This is a genomic window from Candidatus Paceibacterota bacterium (assembly GCA_035583355.1).
Taxonomy (GTDB): Bacteria; Patescibacteriota; Minisyncoccia; order Phycocordibacterales; family UBA6899; genus JAJZQJ01.
Window position 1 is genome coordinate 45,387 of sequence record DATEZQ010000001.1, and the last position, 14,513, is coordinate 59,899.

Genomic DNA, 14,513 nt, shown 5'->3' on the forward strand with positions numbered 1-14,513 from the left:
TTTCATAAGGACCGTGAAGAACCTTATGGCGTATGTGTGCTCGCAGCCACGAGCGGTCTATGCTTATAATATAGCATATTTTAAAGAAAAGTGGAGTGCCTGAGCACTCCACTGTGGATAACTGATTTAGTCAACTTTTAGGGCCAAAAACTTTCCGTCTCATCTCATGGCGCTACACGTGCCGTTTGCGACCCAGTCCTTGAGCCTTGCGTAGCTCGCGAAAGTGCTTGCACGCACGGTTGTAGGCGGTCGTCATGATGCGTCCATCGACCTCGACTTCCTTCGGTTTCGGAGTCTCTCCGACCCAGCGCACATTCTGAAGAACGGTACGATGACCCTTCGGCATGAAGGCCACCTCGGTATTCTTGTTGATGGTGAAGATGATGCCGAGCGGATGTGCACGTACGAGCTGGATAGGGTCGCGGAGTCTCTGCTGTTCGATCCGCATGTGACTGAGCGCAGAACCGACTTTGCTTTTGAGTTCATGCTCGTCGATGCCCACAGGGACCTCGAGCTCTTTGATCACCAGTGCGAACGCCTCGTGAAAGCCGAACTGATGGAGGAGCGCACTGGTTCCGTCCACATACTTCTTGAGCACTTCTTCGGTGATGGGCATGTGCCCTCCTTATTGATCAGGTGAAGGTTGCTTGCGCATCGGAATGCGAGAGCGTACGAGAGAGAGCAGGGAAGCCCGCTGCTGAGTACTGAGCCAATAGTCTGCGATTGCTACTTCAAATGCTTCTTCGAACGAAACACTATTTGCGCGCATGTTCGCACTTACCAGTAACACAATCTCAGAAATGAATAATTCATCCATTGATGCCTCTTTGATTTTCCGACATATTTATAACATAAAATATGAACTTTAGCAAGTGCAGTATGTGTTTTCTAAGCATTAGACTTTGTGTGTAATTGACCTATAATGCAATTATCATGTCCATACAAGCAAATGTAAAAGAGGAGATTAAGAATGCGATGCGAGCAAAGGATCAAACGCGCCTTCTTGTTCTTCGTGGTATGTCTACCGCATTTACCAATGAGCTCGTTAGTCAGCGCAAGACGCCACAAGACGAGCTTGATGATGCTGCTGCACTTAATGTTATAAAGCGTCTCGCGAAGCAGCGTAAGGATTCTATTGATCAATTCACTAAGGGTGGGCGCAGTGATCTTGCAGAGCATGAGCAGGCGGAGCTTGCAATCATTGAGACATTCCTCCCAAAGATGCTTACACGTGATGAGATCAGGCCTGTTGCAGTTGCTAAGATCGCTGAGCTTGGTGTCTCGGATAAGTCTGGCCTGGGTAAACTCACTGGTGCTGTCATGAAGGAGCTTGGTGCAAACGTTGACGGAAATGACGTTCGTGCAGTACTCGACGAATTGCTTTCGTAGTTGTATTTCAAAAAAGCGCGTTGTGCGCTTTTTGCTTTTCTGCTTATCCACTTGTCTGAATAGGCTAATGGGGTACCATTGAAACAGCGGTCAGATACTATGGAAACGCACATGCAGAATGGAGGAATAATACCGCCTACACCACACCTTGCGCGCGAACGAGAGTCGGCGCAGCTGAAACGATTACAAGAGGCATATGAACAGGCAATAAGTTGCCAAATGGCTCTTGAACAGAAGATTTCAGACTTGAACGAAACGATTGAGCGATCGGAGCGTAATTTTAGCATTCTGCAGGTTCAGCTTGATAGCGCACGAAAGAAGATTGCGCGTCAAAATCGATTGCGTGAGGAAGCTGAGGCGCGCTCACTTCGTCATCAATTCATCGATATATATAACCTTGAAGGTTTTCGTCATGAGTATAATCGTTTTGTGCGTGAACTTGCGCGTGGAATGTGGCGCTCTGGTACAATCGTCTATTTTGATCTCGATGGTTTCAAGCTTGTGAATGATCTTCTTAGTCACGATGTGGGTAATGAAATCCTTATTGCCTTTGGGAAATGTCTTACTGATGCGAGCCGACCTGAAGATGTCGCAGCATGTTTGCATGGTGATGAGTTTGCACTCATACTTCCAAATGCTGAACGTAAGGATGCAGAAGCCGTTATGGATCGTATCCATCGTGCAGCGGCGAATATCAACGCAGGGGAGCTTGATTACAAGCATATCTTTGCGGAACTTGGTAGAGATCAACTCGTTGCATTTTCATCCGGATATTACACTATTCAGCGGGAAGATCCCGTGCTCTCTCCAGAAGAAGTGCTTGCACAGGCAGAATCAATGATTCCAAAGTTTTTTGAAAAGCGTACGGCGAGAATACGATAAAGCGACCTTCGGCCGCTTTTTTGTTATAAGAAACAGAGTAGTTTAGTCCTAGAATCAATTGTTATGAGTTGAGTTATTTGTGCGCAATATCTATAATTGTTATCCACTTGCGCTCGTGTTACGATACAGTACTATAGGGTGAGGAATTTCAGCGACGAAGGTTATTTTCGATATTCAAATTATGGCCACGAAGCTACGCATCACACCAGACGAGAAAACTGCTTTACGGCGTGCTCTCGAAGAGGAGGCCGCTGCGCACAAAGAGACACAAGCAGCGCATGAGCGATCAATCGAACGTCAAATGGCGCTTGAGCGACAGCTCGCAGATCTACGCGAAACGTTTATGGAGACGGAGCGCAGTTTTAGTATTATGCAGATTCAGCTTGATAGTGCCAAGAAGAAGATTGCTCGTCTTAGTAAATTACGCAGAGAGGCAGAAGCACGTTCCTTGAGGCATCAATTCATAGATATATACAACCTTGAAGGTTTTCGTCATGAATATAATCGTTTTGTGCGTGAACTTGCGCGTGGTATTTGGAACTCCGGTACTATAGTCTATTTCGACCTCGATGGATTTAAGCTAGTGAATGATCTTTTGAGTCACGATGTGGGTAATGAGATTCTCATTGCATTTGGAGAGTGTCTGCATAATGAAAGTCGACCCGAAGATATATCTGCCTGTCTGCATGGGGATGAGTTTGCATTGATTCTCCCTGACGCAGATCGCAAGGATGCCGAATCCATCATGGCGCGCATTCATAAGGCTGCTGCGGGTATTAATGCCGGTGATATGGACTACAAACATATCTTTGCCGAGCTCGGGAGGACTCAGCTTGTCGAGTTCTCTTCGGGATATTTTACGATGCAGCGTGGTGACCCTATCCTCTCTGCAGAGGAAGCACTAATGAAAGCTGAGGCTACGATTCCTAAGTTTTTCAATCGCCGAAAGCCGAGAAATAAGTAGAAAAAGTAGCCCATTTAGGGCTACTTTTTTGAATTTTTGGGATGGTATAATAAATACATATGTCACCGAATTCGAAAGAATATTACAGGCTTGCAATAGCGGACCTTGAGAAGATGCTTGCGACCGATGTAGTGCACGGTCTTTCTCGTGAGCAGGCGGCAGAACGTCTACAAAAAGATGGGCCAAATGCTTTTGGAAAAGAAGAGAAGATAAGTCCACTTGATCGAATTGTCGATGAGCTTCGTTCGCCGCTTACTTTTACACTGCTTGTTGCGGGTATTGTGACGACTCTCCTTGCAGAATATGTTGATGCGACGGTGATATTTCTCGCGCTCGTGGTGAATGTGCTCATTAATCTCTATCAGGAGGGTCGTGCGTCAAAAGCATTTGCTGCACTTAAAGCAGGTGAAGCTGCTTTTTGCACCGTTATTCGGGGCGGTGAACCAAAATTAATTCCTGTTACCGAAGTGGTTGTGGGCGATGTGCTCTTACTCCAGTCAGGCGCAACCGTTCCCGCGGATGCTCGTATTATTGATGCTCATGGTGCACAACTTAACGAATCAGTGCTTACAGGCGAATGGGCTCCAGTAGTAAAACATGCAGAAGATGTGCCACACCTATTGCCGCTCACTGAACAGAAAAATATGTTGTTCATGGGAACCCTTGTTGCTTCAGGTGTAATCAAGGCTGTTGTAGTGCTCACGGGAGAGCACACTGCATTTGGTGGCATTGCAGCAAGTTTGCGTACAGTGAAAGCTGCACCGACGCCAATGCAAAAAAATATCGCTGCAATTGCGCGTATGCTTACAGTAATTATTATTGTGGCACTCGTAATTGTATTTTTGCTTGGAATATATCGAGGAGTCTCACTCACTGAGACATTGTTGATCGCAATTGCAATCGCAGTGGCCGCAATTCCTGAAGGGATGCCAGCTGCAGTATCGGTTATGCTTGCAATGAGTATGCAGCGTATCCTTGGAAAAGGTGGCCTTGTGCGCAGCTTGCTTGCTGCCGAGACATTAGGTAGTGCAACAGTGATTATTACCGATAAGACCGGAACATTGACTGAGGGTCAGATGACACTTGAGCGTGTTGTTTGCTACCACGCACTCACTAGCAGTGAAGCCGGTTTCAAGGAGAAGCGTTTGCATGAGGAGCACGGTGATGAGCATGATGCGCTCTCGTTTGCATATCTCTCGAGCAATGTCATCATTGAAAATGAGCATGATCAATTTAGGCATCCCGAATTTCATGGACGTCCCGTTGAAGTTGCGATTGCACGTGCGGCGCATCTTTCTGGCGTTGATATGCGCGAGTTAGAGCGAGACTATCAGCGCATCGATGCGTCACCGTTCATTTCATCATTACGCATGTCCCTTGCGCTGACCGGTATTCGTGGGATGAAGCACAATCGCCTCATAGGGCTCGGCGCCGCAGAGGAAATGCTCGCGCGGGCGCGCGCATACTATGCAGATGGAAAGGCACATCCTATGCATGAGGATGAGCGCAAGAAATTCGAAGAAGCACTTCGTGATGCTACACGTGAGGGGGTGCGTGTTGTGGCGGTTGGATACGTAGATTCACAGTTAGAAAAACTTCCAACCATACCAGAGGAGATTGAGGAGTTGTTTAGCGGAGAGGGGACATTCGTTCTTTGCGGACTACTCTACCTTGCAGATCCGTTACGCAGCGATGTGCGTGCAGCAATCACGACCGCGCGTAATGCGGGAATTCGTGTCATTATGGCGACCGGGGATAATCCTGAGACAGCGCGCGCTATTGCTATCGGTGCAGGTATTGTGGCGCATCCTCAAGCACCAGTACTCTTGGGTGCCGAGTTTGACGATATGACGGATACGCAACTGCTCGAGCAATTGCGTACGGTAAATGTTTGTGCGCGAATGCTTCCGACACACAAACAACGCATGGCACAGCTTTTGACGGAATCTGGTGAAGTTGTCGCAATGACGGGCGATGGAGTGAATGACGCACCCGCACTCCGTACTGCAGCAATCGGTATAGCACTTGGAAGTGGTACTGATGTTGCCAAGGAAGCGTCTGGTCTCGTCCTAACTAATAATAGTTTTGGAATTATCGTGAGTGCGATAGAAGAGGGGCGACGCGCTGTAGATAACATCCGTAAGAATGTCGCGTACCTTATTTCAACATCGTTTTCTGAGATTATGTTGGTGGTGATGGCACTTGCGCTGGCACTTCCTATTCCACTTTTGCCTACGCAGATCTTATGGACGAACATGCTCACTGAAGGTTTGATGAATTTCGCATTCGCTTTTGAACAGTCAGAGAAGGGGATTATGACGCGAAGTCCGCGAGTGCACGGTGCCAGCTCAATGCTTTCCCGTAGGTTTATGGTGTTCATCATTACTATAGGAGTTGTGACAGGTATCATACTTATCGGACTTTATGCGATACTTCATGCACAGCAGGTGAGTGAATCTGCATCGCGTACCGTGCTCTTCGTGGCACTCACGCTTCTTGCAACGTTTGTTTCATTCTCACTGCGTGACTTGCATACACCACTTTGGCACATTAAGCCATGGACAAATCCATATCTCCTTGTAGCACTTGTGATTACCTTGCTGGGTCTTGCGGTCGCATTGTTTGTACCACATGTTGCACGTCTGTTACAACTCGATCCTGCTGGCTTCAATGGATATTTTGGACACGTAGCTGTCGCACTCGCGCTTATGTTTGTCGGGGTCGAGTCAGCAAAGTATTTTATTCTTCGTAAGAGCTAATATTCATGGAACAATTACCATTTACAATTCTACTCCTTGCACTCATTCTTGCAGTGGTCGTTATTCTACGAAAGCTCGATAAGAGGAGCGGAGTTTCAGAAGAGATGAAGAACTTCGCACAAGTGCGCGAGGCAGACCGTGCGGCACTTTCAATGTTGCAGCAGCAATTAGGAGAGCTCACGAGGCAGATTGATTCACGACTTACTGAGTCTCGCAGAGATGTTTCTGAAGCAGTGCACCGTCAGTTTAGCGAGTCGCAAAAATTGCTTTCTGATATCAATACACAAATGACCGATAGGTTGGTTGCCGTAGCGAAAGAGCAAATGCGCGCCAATGAAGCCGTGGAACACTTCGCGCAGATTGGTGATCAGCTTGCAAACCTTGAGCGCACATTGACTCATCAGAAACAGCGCGGTAATTGGGGAGAAGCATCGCTTGCGCTCATTCTGCAAAATATCCTTCCTCCTGATGCATATAAGATGCAGTATCCACTTACTGATAAGGATATCGTTGACGCAGTGATTATTACCAAGGATGGCATGATTCCGATCGATGCGAAGTTCTCGCTTGATAACTATCAACGGGTTACACTCGAAGAAGATGAGACGCGTCGCGAAGAGCTCGAGAAAGAGTTTCGTAATGACCTTAAGAAGCGTATCGATGAAACTGCAAAGTATGTGAACGAGAAAGCAGGAACGCTCTCATTTGCTTTTATGTATATTCCCGCAGAGGCAATCTACTATGACTTGCTTGTGAACGAGGTGGGTAAAATCAAGAGTAATACCCGTAGTCTCCTCGATTATGCGTATCACGAGAAGAAAGTAATTATCGTATCACCTACAACATTCTCTGCATATCTGCAGGCAGTCTTGTTTGGCTACAATGCATTCAAGATTGAGAAGGATGCAGTAGAAATCATCAAACGTGTCGAAGAGCTTGGTCGTCATATCAAGGCATATGAAGAGTTCTATAAGAAGCTCGGAGGATCACTCTCGACAACTGTCAGCCATTATAATTCCGCTTATAAAGAATTGGGAAAGATCGATAAGGATGTGAAGCGCATTGCAGGTAGTGCGCCGGGCATTGAAGCAACACTCCTAGATAAGCCGGTCATGGAAGAAGAATAGAAAAAGCCGCCCAAGTGGGCGGCTTTGTTATTTCTTAAGGAGCTGGATAGCAAGGTTCGTGATCGCCATTGCGGACTCGAGCCCTGAAAGGTTTTCGTATTCGGTGCCGAGTGTAGCGATGAGCTGCTTGGCCTTGTCGAAAGCATTGATGAGGCGCTCGTGGAGGTCGTGCTCCATGTATTTCTCGGAGCTGCCGATCGTCGGCATGAGCATGCTCGCACAGACGAGTTCGCCTGCATAGTCGGGGCTAAGCTTCGCCATGACCATCTTCTGCGGCAGGGGAAGCGCTTCACGCACAGCCTTTATGGCAATGCAAAGCTGATCTTCCTTGTTGAGGTAGGCGTCGAGCTTGGTCATCAAGCTTCTCCTTCTTTCTTCTTTTTGAAAAGATGCCGCTTGGACGGAGGACGCATCAGCAGCACATTGCAGGCGAGCCGCGCCAGACAGATCGTCGTCTGCGGCATGTCTTCGGGGGAAACAGTCTGGAGATTCATGACTTCGCGCTCGTAGATGACCTTCGCGGTCGTGAGCGCATCGCGGATCGCGTCATTCATCTCGTCCGGAGGCACCTTAATGAGGCCCTCCATGATGATTGCTGCGCAGTGTGCCTCGTTTGTGAGGTCGTGCTTCTTCTCTTCGATGAAACTGGGGAAGCTGATCTTCACCTGCTTCAAGACGAACGGGTAGAGCCAGTCCGGAAGAACGGGAGTCCTACGCTTAAACATGGGATATCCTTTCGTTTTTGTATTCGGTACAGTCTGGCACAAGATTACTGCATTTTGACGATTCCGCAAGGGTTTGCGGAGTAGTCTTAGCCGCGGTATGATAGCCCAATGGACCCCATTCATCGATTAGAATACTTCTTCACTCAATTTCCAGGAGTGGGTGCTCGTCAGTCTCGTCGTTTTGTTTATTACCTCCTGAAGCAGCAACCGCAACATTTGAATGAACTTTCTCGACTGATAGCGCAGCTTCCCGATCTAGTACTTGAATGTGCAGACTGTCATCGCTTCTTTCCAAGGCAAGGGGTGCATCAGGATCGCTGCCGCGTTTGTCTCGATGTGCAGCGTGATGCGTCGCAGCTACTTATCGTAGAGAAGGACGCGGACCTTGAGGCGATAGAACGTGCGCACGCATTCAATGGATATTATTTTGTTCTTGGAGGCACGCTTGGCATTCTTGAGAAGAATCCGGAGCGCGTTATTCGCATGAACGAATTACGTAAGCTCATTGCGCGCAGGCCAACACTCAAGGAAGTGATTGTCGCAACCGCTGTGACTCCGGAGAGTGAACATACGGGAGACTATATTCATGAAGCATTGCGCGAGAATGCAACTGAACGTGGCTACCGCGTGACGACCCTGGGAAGGGGAATATCGACGGGAAGTGAAATTGAATATGCAGACGCAGATACATTGCGAAATGCAATTATCGGAAGGAAGTAAAAACACCATAACGGTGTTTTTTAATATTTCAGAGTATATATTGTATAGTGTATAATGGATGGATGGAATTTGTCATGCAGGGCATCAGGGAATATATCAAGCGATTTGGTGTGCTTTTACTACTGCTTGTTGTGCTTTCCGCATCGATTATTTTTGCATATCCGAAATTATTCCTAGCTGTTCCACCCGCCCCGCTAACGCATATTAGATTAAATCAACCCAGCTGGCCCGGCTTTATGATTGCACCGCTCGCTGAGGAGCTTGGGTATATGAGAGAAGAGGGTATCAAGATCGGATATAAGGAGTATCCGGATAAAAGCGTCCTTAATGAAGTAGATATCGAGCCGTATGACGTCCGTGGCATGCTTGCTGTTGACCTTGTCGAAGAAGCAAGGAGAATCAGGCCTTTGGGCAAAATAGTAATCATCACCGATCGATCAATCGGAGGTGACGCACTGCTTGTATATCCAGGAGCTCCATCGATACAATCAAGTGAAAAGAAGACGATTACCGGTGATGACTCGTATCCGTTTTTCTTTCCGTATGTAATTGATCTCTTGAAGGGTGACATGAATTCATTCGTAAGTGATGTATCGATAACACAAGAGGAGGTCGTAGATAAGATAACAACAGGAAAGGTGAATTATGCGATGACGTATGAGCCGTACCTTTCATTGGCGATCAGTAAGGGTGCAGTGAAGGTATTTTCGAGCAAAGACGCCTCGGGAGTAGTGACCGATACGCTGATATTCAGTAATCACATCATTGAGCAGCATCCTCAGCTTGTCCAAGGATTCGCAAGGGCATACATGCGCGCATATAATTACTGGAAAGCAAATCCAAAAGAGGCATATCGTATGGTGCGCAAAGTGTTCAATCGTAGCCCTGAAGAGTTTGCTGCGCAAATGAAGGAGGTTGAAATGCTTGGCCTGAGTGAGAACAACGCAAGTATGTTTTCGGGAATTGGCTTACGTTCGATTTATGGAAATATCCGTGCTGTCCAAGTATATGAGAATCGAAAAGGGCCTGTAATAGACGTGAATGTTGATGCACTTGTATATCCTGATCCTATCCGCACTCTATTTCAAAGATTGTCGGAAATTTAAAAGACCATACTTTCGTATGGTCTTTTTATTAAAATGCTGCGAATGCATCGTCGCTGTCGCCACCACCATATCCTGCGTGCATTGTGTCGATTTCGCGGAAGCTTGTGTGCTTTCCGTCGAAGTGTAACTCGACAACTCCAGTGGCACCATTACGGTGCTTCTCGATAAGGATTTCAGCAGTTTCACTGCGCTCACCATTCTCATTCTGTTCACGGTGAATGAACATGACAACGTCAGCGTCTTGCTCGATAGAACCTGAGTCGCGAAGGTCAGAAAGCCTTGGCTTTCCTCCACGCTGCTCCACGTTACGAGAGAGCTGTGAGAGGGCAATAACAGGCACTTTAAGGTCCTTTGCGAGGCCCTTGAGTGAGCGAGAGATTTCCGTCACAATCTGCACCTGTGAGTCAGATTGGCGCATAGGGCTCATGAGTTGGAGATAGTCAACAACAATGAGCTTTACTCCGTATTCACTCACCATGCGGCGCGCGGTCGAGCGCATATTCATGATGTTGATGCCCGCCTGATCATTGATATAGATTGGAGCCTTAGACAAGCGATCGATACCTTCGCGGAGATACTCAAATTCATTGTCTCTCGAGAGTTTACCGGTGCGAAGCTTCCATGCATCAATGCGTGATTCTGCCGAGACCATACGATCGATGATTTGCTGTGCGGACATTTCGAGCGAGAAGACGCCGACGGGGATCCCATGCTTGATCGCAGATCCGCGTACCATGTCGAGTGCGAACGAGGTCTTACCCATCGATGGACGTGCAGCAAGAATGATGAGGTCCGAAGGCTGGAAGCCCGCGAGCATCTTGTCGAGTGAAGGGAACCCAGTTGGAATACCACGGAGACCATCACCTGCTTCAGAAAGTTTTTCAAATCGCTCCCATGCTTGAGTTGCACCATCTTTCATGCCAAGGATGGTTTGTCCTGGCGTCATCTGGGTAACCTTAAACACCGTAGCTTCCGCTTCATCAAGAATTTCCTCGAGCCCACGGTCTTCCTGAAAACCAAGTTCGGAGATTTGCTCTGCACCAGTGATGAGCTGACGGAGGACGTGTTTGCGGTGAATAATGTCTGCGTAGTGCCGAGCGTTGGCAGAAGAGGGGACTGCGTTGGTGAGTTCGGTCAGATAGGTGTGACCACCGATCTGTTCGAACTGTCCACGCTCAGAAAGTTTTGCTGACATCGTGAGGAGGTCGATAGGTTCACGACGGTTGTGGAGGTCGAGCATTGCCTGATAGATGATGCGATGCTTCTCCGCATAGAATGCCTCGGGGAGAATGAGGTCTGATACTTCGTAGAGTGTGTCCGCACGGATCATGAGTGCACCCAAGAGTGCGCGCTCAGAATCGAGATGTTGAGGAGGGATACGAATAGAGCTGAGGACGGGTGTGCGCTGTTCATTACTTCCGTAACTGCGCTTGTTGTATGGCTTCTTCTCGTACTGCGTGCTGGGAACGTTTTGCATGTATGCATTCTGCCCGAATACTCCACTTCTGCAACTGTGGATAACGCGCGTTGTCCACAATGTGGTTAAGCCATTAAATCATGTTTGCGCACCTATTGACTGGCATCAAAAAATAGGCGGTCTTGCCTCCCTCAGATTTATGTTGCCCGCATTGTCATGGTACAGAAATATATAGTGAATAGAACACTATTTTGCATGGTACAATCCTTTTCATGACGATGAAAACGATCCTTGTAGCAAAGACGGGAAAGACGACTTACCTTGCCCTCGGTAATACAGAAGAGCAGATAAAAAAGGTTGGGCGCAAGCTTGTGGCACCACATATTTTGCGTGAAAAGATAAAAGCATTTGATGTGAAGGAGGGAAAGCTCACTGATGATGAATGGTTTGCACTTCCGGTGATTGGAGAAGATGAGAGTCTGATTACTCCATACATCGAAGCAGCGATGGCTCCGCTCGATGACAAACGCATCGAGGAGCTGGACCTTGGACAAGTGCGCGCGCTTGCGCTCGTTACTACTGATGGGGTTCCTCGCGAGAGTACGATCATTGTGAGTAAGGTGACCAAGGCGAATATCTTTGATCGCAAGACATTGCTCGAGTTCGGCGTGCATGGTGTTGCTGTAGAAGAACGTACGCGTGGTATCGAACTTCCTGATGAGGTGCATGCATATTACAAAGATGGAAAACTATTCTTCAAGAGTTTTGCATTCTTCGCTGCACTTTTTCCAAATGGAGATAAGTTCTATCGCGAAGCAACAGACGAAGAGGTGAATAAATTCTGTAGTCTTGAGATGTTCCTTCTTGGTGAAGAGTTCGATGCTAACACCATCGGACGCAGGCAGCGCAAGCAGATCGCACTCTCATTGCCGCTTATGCCCGACTTCAGTGATGATGAGGTACGTAAAGATCTTGCGAACTATGCGCGTGAGTACCTTATGCCCGAAGATATCGAACGCATGGTCCATGGTGATCGTTTCTCGATTGATACGCTCAAAGATTTGGGTTTCGTTTTCCATCTCGTATTCGGCGACTACTATACGCATGGACTGACGGGAGACAAAATGATTGCGCGCCGTAGCGAGAAGCTGATTGGTTAATGAGGAGTATGTTTGACAGACCTCGTTCTTGATAGTAGTTTGCGGTTTAGAAGTATGACCTCATGGAGGTGTACATGAAATCCATCACGATTACGTTGCCGACTTTGTCTCGGCCGGCCATGATTATCCTCAGCTTCGCACTTGCGAGCCTAATTTGCTTCATTATCGGCTGGTGGCGCGGCAGGGACTTTAAGATCACGGGATACCCGATTCCTCTTCCGAATCACTTCAAAGGGTGCGGATCCTACTTGCTCGGTTGGGTCCTTGCAATCATCGCCGTGGCCCTTGCGCTCGGTAGACTCATGAAATAGCCCCTCGGGGCTATTTTCTTTTGGAATCGATCTTGTCTGGGATTCCTAGAAATTGCCTAATTTATGGTATTTTGAAGCAATATTCCCTTATTCCCTCATTCCCTTATTCCCTCATACCCCTGTATTTTGTATTTCCCCTATATATCCCTTGCGTTTTTTGGAAATCTGGTGTATATTATCCCCACTATGGCATTCGCAGTAATCGCAACAGGCGGCAAGCAATATAAGGTAGCAGTCGGAGACACTGTCTCGATTGAGAAGCTTGATACGCTCGAAAATACAGTTACCTTCAACGATGTTCTCCTTGTTGACGATGGTTCTTCAACAAAGATTGGTGCTCCGTATATCGCGGGTGCATCAGTCACTGCAGAAGTCGTCGAGCAGGGTAAGGGTCCAAAGATTTATGTCGTGAAGTATCACGCCAAGAGTCGTTACTATAAGAAGAACGGACACCGCCAGCCTTTTACGCTCGTAAAGATCACCGCAATCAAGTAATTGCAATAACAAAACCCCACTCGGGGTTTTGTTTTTTGACGACATATATTTTGAACTGATGTCTATCGGTCAACAAAACATCAAAATTCCATCCACAGACTTAAGTAGACGGCCGTCTACTTAAGTCTGTGGATTCCTTTTCACTTGGTTGTGGTGGTCGTGGTGGTCGTGGTGTTTGATGCAGAGTAAATAGAATTGTTGTATCTCTGTGGCAATACGATACAATAGGAGGACTGTATGCAAAAATATCTCAACGACCGTTTCGGTATCACGTTTCCTGTGTTCATTCTCTCTGTGGTGAGTTTTTTGAATGACGTCGCAACGGATATGATCTATCCAATCATTCCAATCTTCCTTACTCAAGTCATTGGTGCCCCAGTACAAGTACTCGGACTTATCGAAGGAGTTGCAGAGTCTACCGCAAGCTTTCTCAAGGTAGCCGCAGGTGTCATTTCTGATAAGCTTGAGCGACGCAAGCCATTTGTAGTCCTTGGTTATGTCCTCTCTGCTACCGCAAAGCTCTTCTTTGGATTCGCATACTCTTGGCATGCTGTTCTCGGTGGAAAATTCGCAGATAGGCTGGGGAAGGGAACGCGTACTTCGGCGCGTGATGCATTTATCGCGGAGAATTCAGCACCCAAGGATAGAGGAGTGGTCTTTGGTTTTCATCGTGGTATGGATACACTCGGAGCGGTCTTTGGTCCACTTATTGGAATCGTGTTACTCTCGTATTTTCCAAATAACTTCCGTGAGATATTCCTCTTCTCGCTCATTCCAACCGTTTTCGCAATTGCACTCCTTATTATTTTCATCAAGGAGAAAGAGAAGGCTCCTGATACGATTCGTGTGACGATTCCTCTCCGCATCATGGTGAAGAATCTTTCGTATCCATTTTTTGCATTTCTTTTGGTGAGTGCGATGTTCGCGATCGGTAATAGCTCTGACGCATTTCTGATTTTGAAAGCGAATAATCTCGGCTATTCTCTGGTCATGGTGGTTGCACTCTTTGCCACATTCAATTTCACGTATGCACTACTCTCGGTGCCTGCAGGTATTGTGGCGGACAAGGTGGGGCCAAGAAATATCATGATTGTCGGCTTTCTGGTGTTTGGCATCATTTACCTTCTTTTTGGCTATGTACAAACGCCAGCACTGCTCTGGGTACTCTTTCCACTCTATGGGGTCTATATGGCCTTTACAGATGGCGTAGGGAAGGCCTACATATCGAATATTATCCCGCATGAGCAGTTGGGTACCGCATATGGTATCCATCAGACGGTTGTCGGCTTCTGCGCATTCTTCGCTTCGATTATCGCCGGTTTCCTCTGGGCGAATGTGAGTTCATCCGCACCATTCATCTTTGGTGGATCGCTCGCAATTGCCGCAGCAGTACTCTTTCTCTTCGTGGGCCCAAAGGGGAAAGTCGTTATTGAGGCTCATCATCACGCATCATAAATA

Annotated in this window: 16 protein-coding genes; 11 read left to right on the forward strand and 5 right to left on the reverse strand. The window is 47.4% G+C overall.

All coding sequences use genetic code 11. The features are described 5' to 3' along the window. Window positions 1-172: 172 nt before the first annotated feature. Both VJ579_00210 and VJ579_00215 read right to left on the reverse strand, forming a co-directional pair. A complete protein-coding gene (locus tag VJ579_00210; GenBank protein HXK37480.1) occupies window positions 173-616 on the reverse strand; it encodes a hypothetical protein in 444 nt (147 codons plus the stop codon). A 9-nt stretch (window positions 617-625) separates the two neighbouring features. Then, complete coding sequence (locus VJ579_00215) at window positions 626-817, reverse strand: hypothetical protein (GenBank protein HXK37481.1); 192 nt, start codon at window positions 815-817, stop codon at window positions 626-628. Window positions 818-933: 116 nt separating this feature from the next. Between VJ579_00215 and VJ579_00220 the strand changes: the two genes are divergently transcribed. The 5 genes from VJ579_00220 (at window position 934) to VJ579_00240 (ending at window position 7,121) form a co-directional block, all read left to right on the forward strand. After that, window positions 934-1,389 (forward strand): GatB/YqeY domain-containing protein, encoded by a 456-nt coding sequence (locus VJ579_00220; GenBank protein HXK37482.1) that lies wholly within the window; start codon window positions 934-936, stop codon window positions 1,387-1,389. A 99-nt stretch (window positions 1,390-1,488) separates the two neighbouring features. Further along, window positions 1,489-2,271 carry a GGDEF domain-containing protein gene (locus VJ579_00225; GenBank protein ID HXK37483.1) on the forward strand — a complete coding sequence of 261 codons (783 nt, stop codon included), beginning with the start codon at window positions 1,489-1,491 and terminating at the stop codon, window positions 2,269-2,271. Window positions 2,272-2,452: 181 nt separating this feature from the next. Beyond that, the gene (locus VJ579_00230) at window positions 2,453-3,235 is read left to right on the forward strand and encodes a diguanylate cyclase (GenBank protein ID HXK37484.1); all 783 of its coding nucleotides are present in this window, start codon (window positions 2,453-2,455) and stop codon (window positions 3,233-3,235) included. Between the two features lie 59 nt (window positions 3,236-3,294). After that, window positions 3,295-5,994 (forward strand): cation-transporting P-type ATPase, encoded by a 2,700-nt coding sequence (locus tag VJ579_00235; protein ID HXK37485.1) that lies wholly within the window; start codon window positions 3,295-3,297, stop codon window positions 5,992-5,994. A 5-nt stretch (window positions 5,995-5,999) separates the two neighbouring features. After that, window positions 6,000-7,121 (forward strand): DNA recombination protein RmuC, encoded by a 1,122-nt coding sequence (locus VJ579_00240; protein ID HXK37486.1) that lies wholly within the window; start codon window positions 6,000-6,002, stop codon window positions 7,119-7,121. Between the two features lie 27 nt (window positions 7,122-7,148). Here the strand turns inward: VJ579_00240 and VJ579_00245 are convergent, their stop codons facing one another. Both VJ579_00245 and VJ579_00250 read right to left on the reverse strand, forming a co-directional pair. Next, window positions 7,149-7,478: a hypothetical protein gene (locus VJ579_00245; protein HXK37487.1), complete on the reverse strand. Its 330-nt coding sequence runs from the start codon at window positions 7,476-7,478 to the stop codon at window positions 7,149-7,151. Beyond that, window positions 7,478-7,846, reverse strand: a complete 369-nt coding sequence (locus VJ579_00250; protein ID HXK37488.1) for a hypothetical protein — start codon at window positions 7,844-7,846, stop codon at window positions 7,478-7,480. The genes VJ579_00245 and VJ579_00250 overlap by 1 nt, the downstream gene beginning before the upstream one ends. A gap of 108 nt (window positions 7,847-7,954) precedes the next feature. Between VJ579_00250 and VJ579_00255 the strand changes: the two genes are divergently transcribed. Both VJ579_00255 and VJ579_00260 read left to right on the forward strand, forming a co-directional pair. Beyond that, window positions 7,955-8,566: a toprim domain-containing protein gene (locus VJ579_00255; protein ID HXK37489.1), complete on the forward strand. Its 612-nt coding sequence runs from the start codon at window positions 7,955-7,957 to the stop codon at window positions 8,564-8,566. A gap of 62 nt (window positions 8,567-8,628) precedes the next feature. Next, on the forward strand, window positions 8,629-9,672 hold the full coding sequence (locus VJ579_00260; protein HXK37490.1) for an ABC transporter substrate-binding protein: 1,044 nt from the start codon (window positions 8,629-8,631) through the stop codon (window positions 9,670-9,672). A gap of 28 nt (window positions 9,673-9,700) precedes the next feature. Here VJ579_00260 and dnaB read toward each other — a convergent pair whose 3' ends face one another. Further along, window positions 9,701-11,149: a replicative DNA helicase gene (dnaB, locus tag VJ579_00265; protein HXK37491.1), complete on the reverse strand. Its 1,449-nt coding sequence runs from the start codon at window positions 11,147-11,149 to the stop codon at window positions 9,701-9,703. Between the two features lie 212 nt (window positions 11,150-11,361). Between dnaB and VJ579_00270 the strand changes: the two genes are divergently transcribed. The 4 genes from VJ579_00270 (at window position 11,362) to VJ579_00285 (ending at window position 14,510) form a co-directional block, all read left to right on the forward strand. Then, entirely contained in the window at window positions 11,362-12,249 is an 888-nt protein-coding gene (locus tag VJ579_00270) for a hypothetical protein (protein HXK37492.1), read from the forward strand. Window positions 12,250-12,323: 74 nt separating this feature from the next. Then, window positions 12,324-12,560, forward strand: coding sequence for a hypothetical protein (locus VJ579_00275; protein ID HXK37493.1), 237 nt, complete (start codon window positions 12,324-12,326; stop codon window positions 12,558-12,560). Between the two features lie 186 nt (window positions 12,561-12,746). After that, window positions 12,747-13,055 (forward strand): 50S ribosomal protein L21, encoded by a 309-nt coding sequence (rplU, locus tag VJ579_00280; GenBank protein ID HXK37494.1) that lies wholly within the window; start codon window positions 12,747-12,749, stop codon window positions 13,053-13,055. Between the two features lie 237 nt (window positions 13,056-13,292). Beyond that, the gene (locus VJ579_00285; GenBank protein ID HXK37495.1) at window positions 13,293-14,510 is read left to right on the forward strand and encodes an MFS transporter; all 1,218 of its coding nucleotides are present in this window, start codon (window positions 13,293-13,295) and stop codon (window positions 14,508-14,510) included. Window positions 14,511-14,513: the final 3 nt, after the last annotated feature.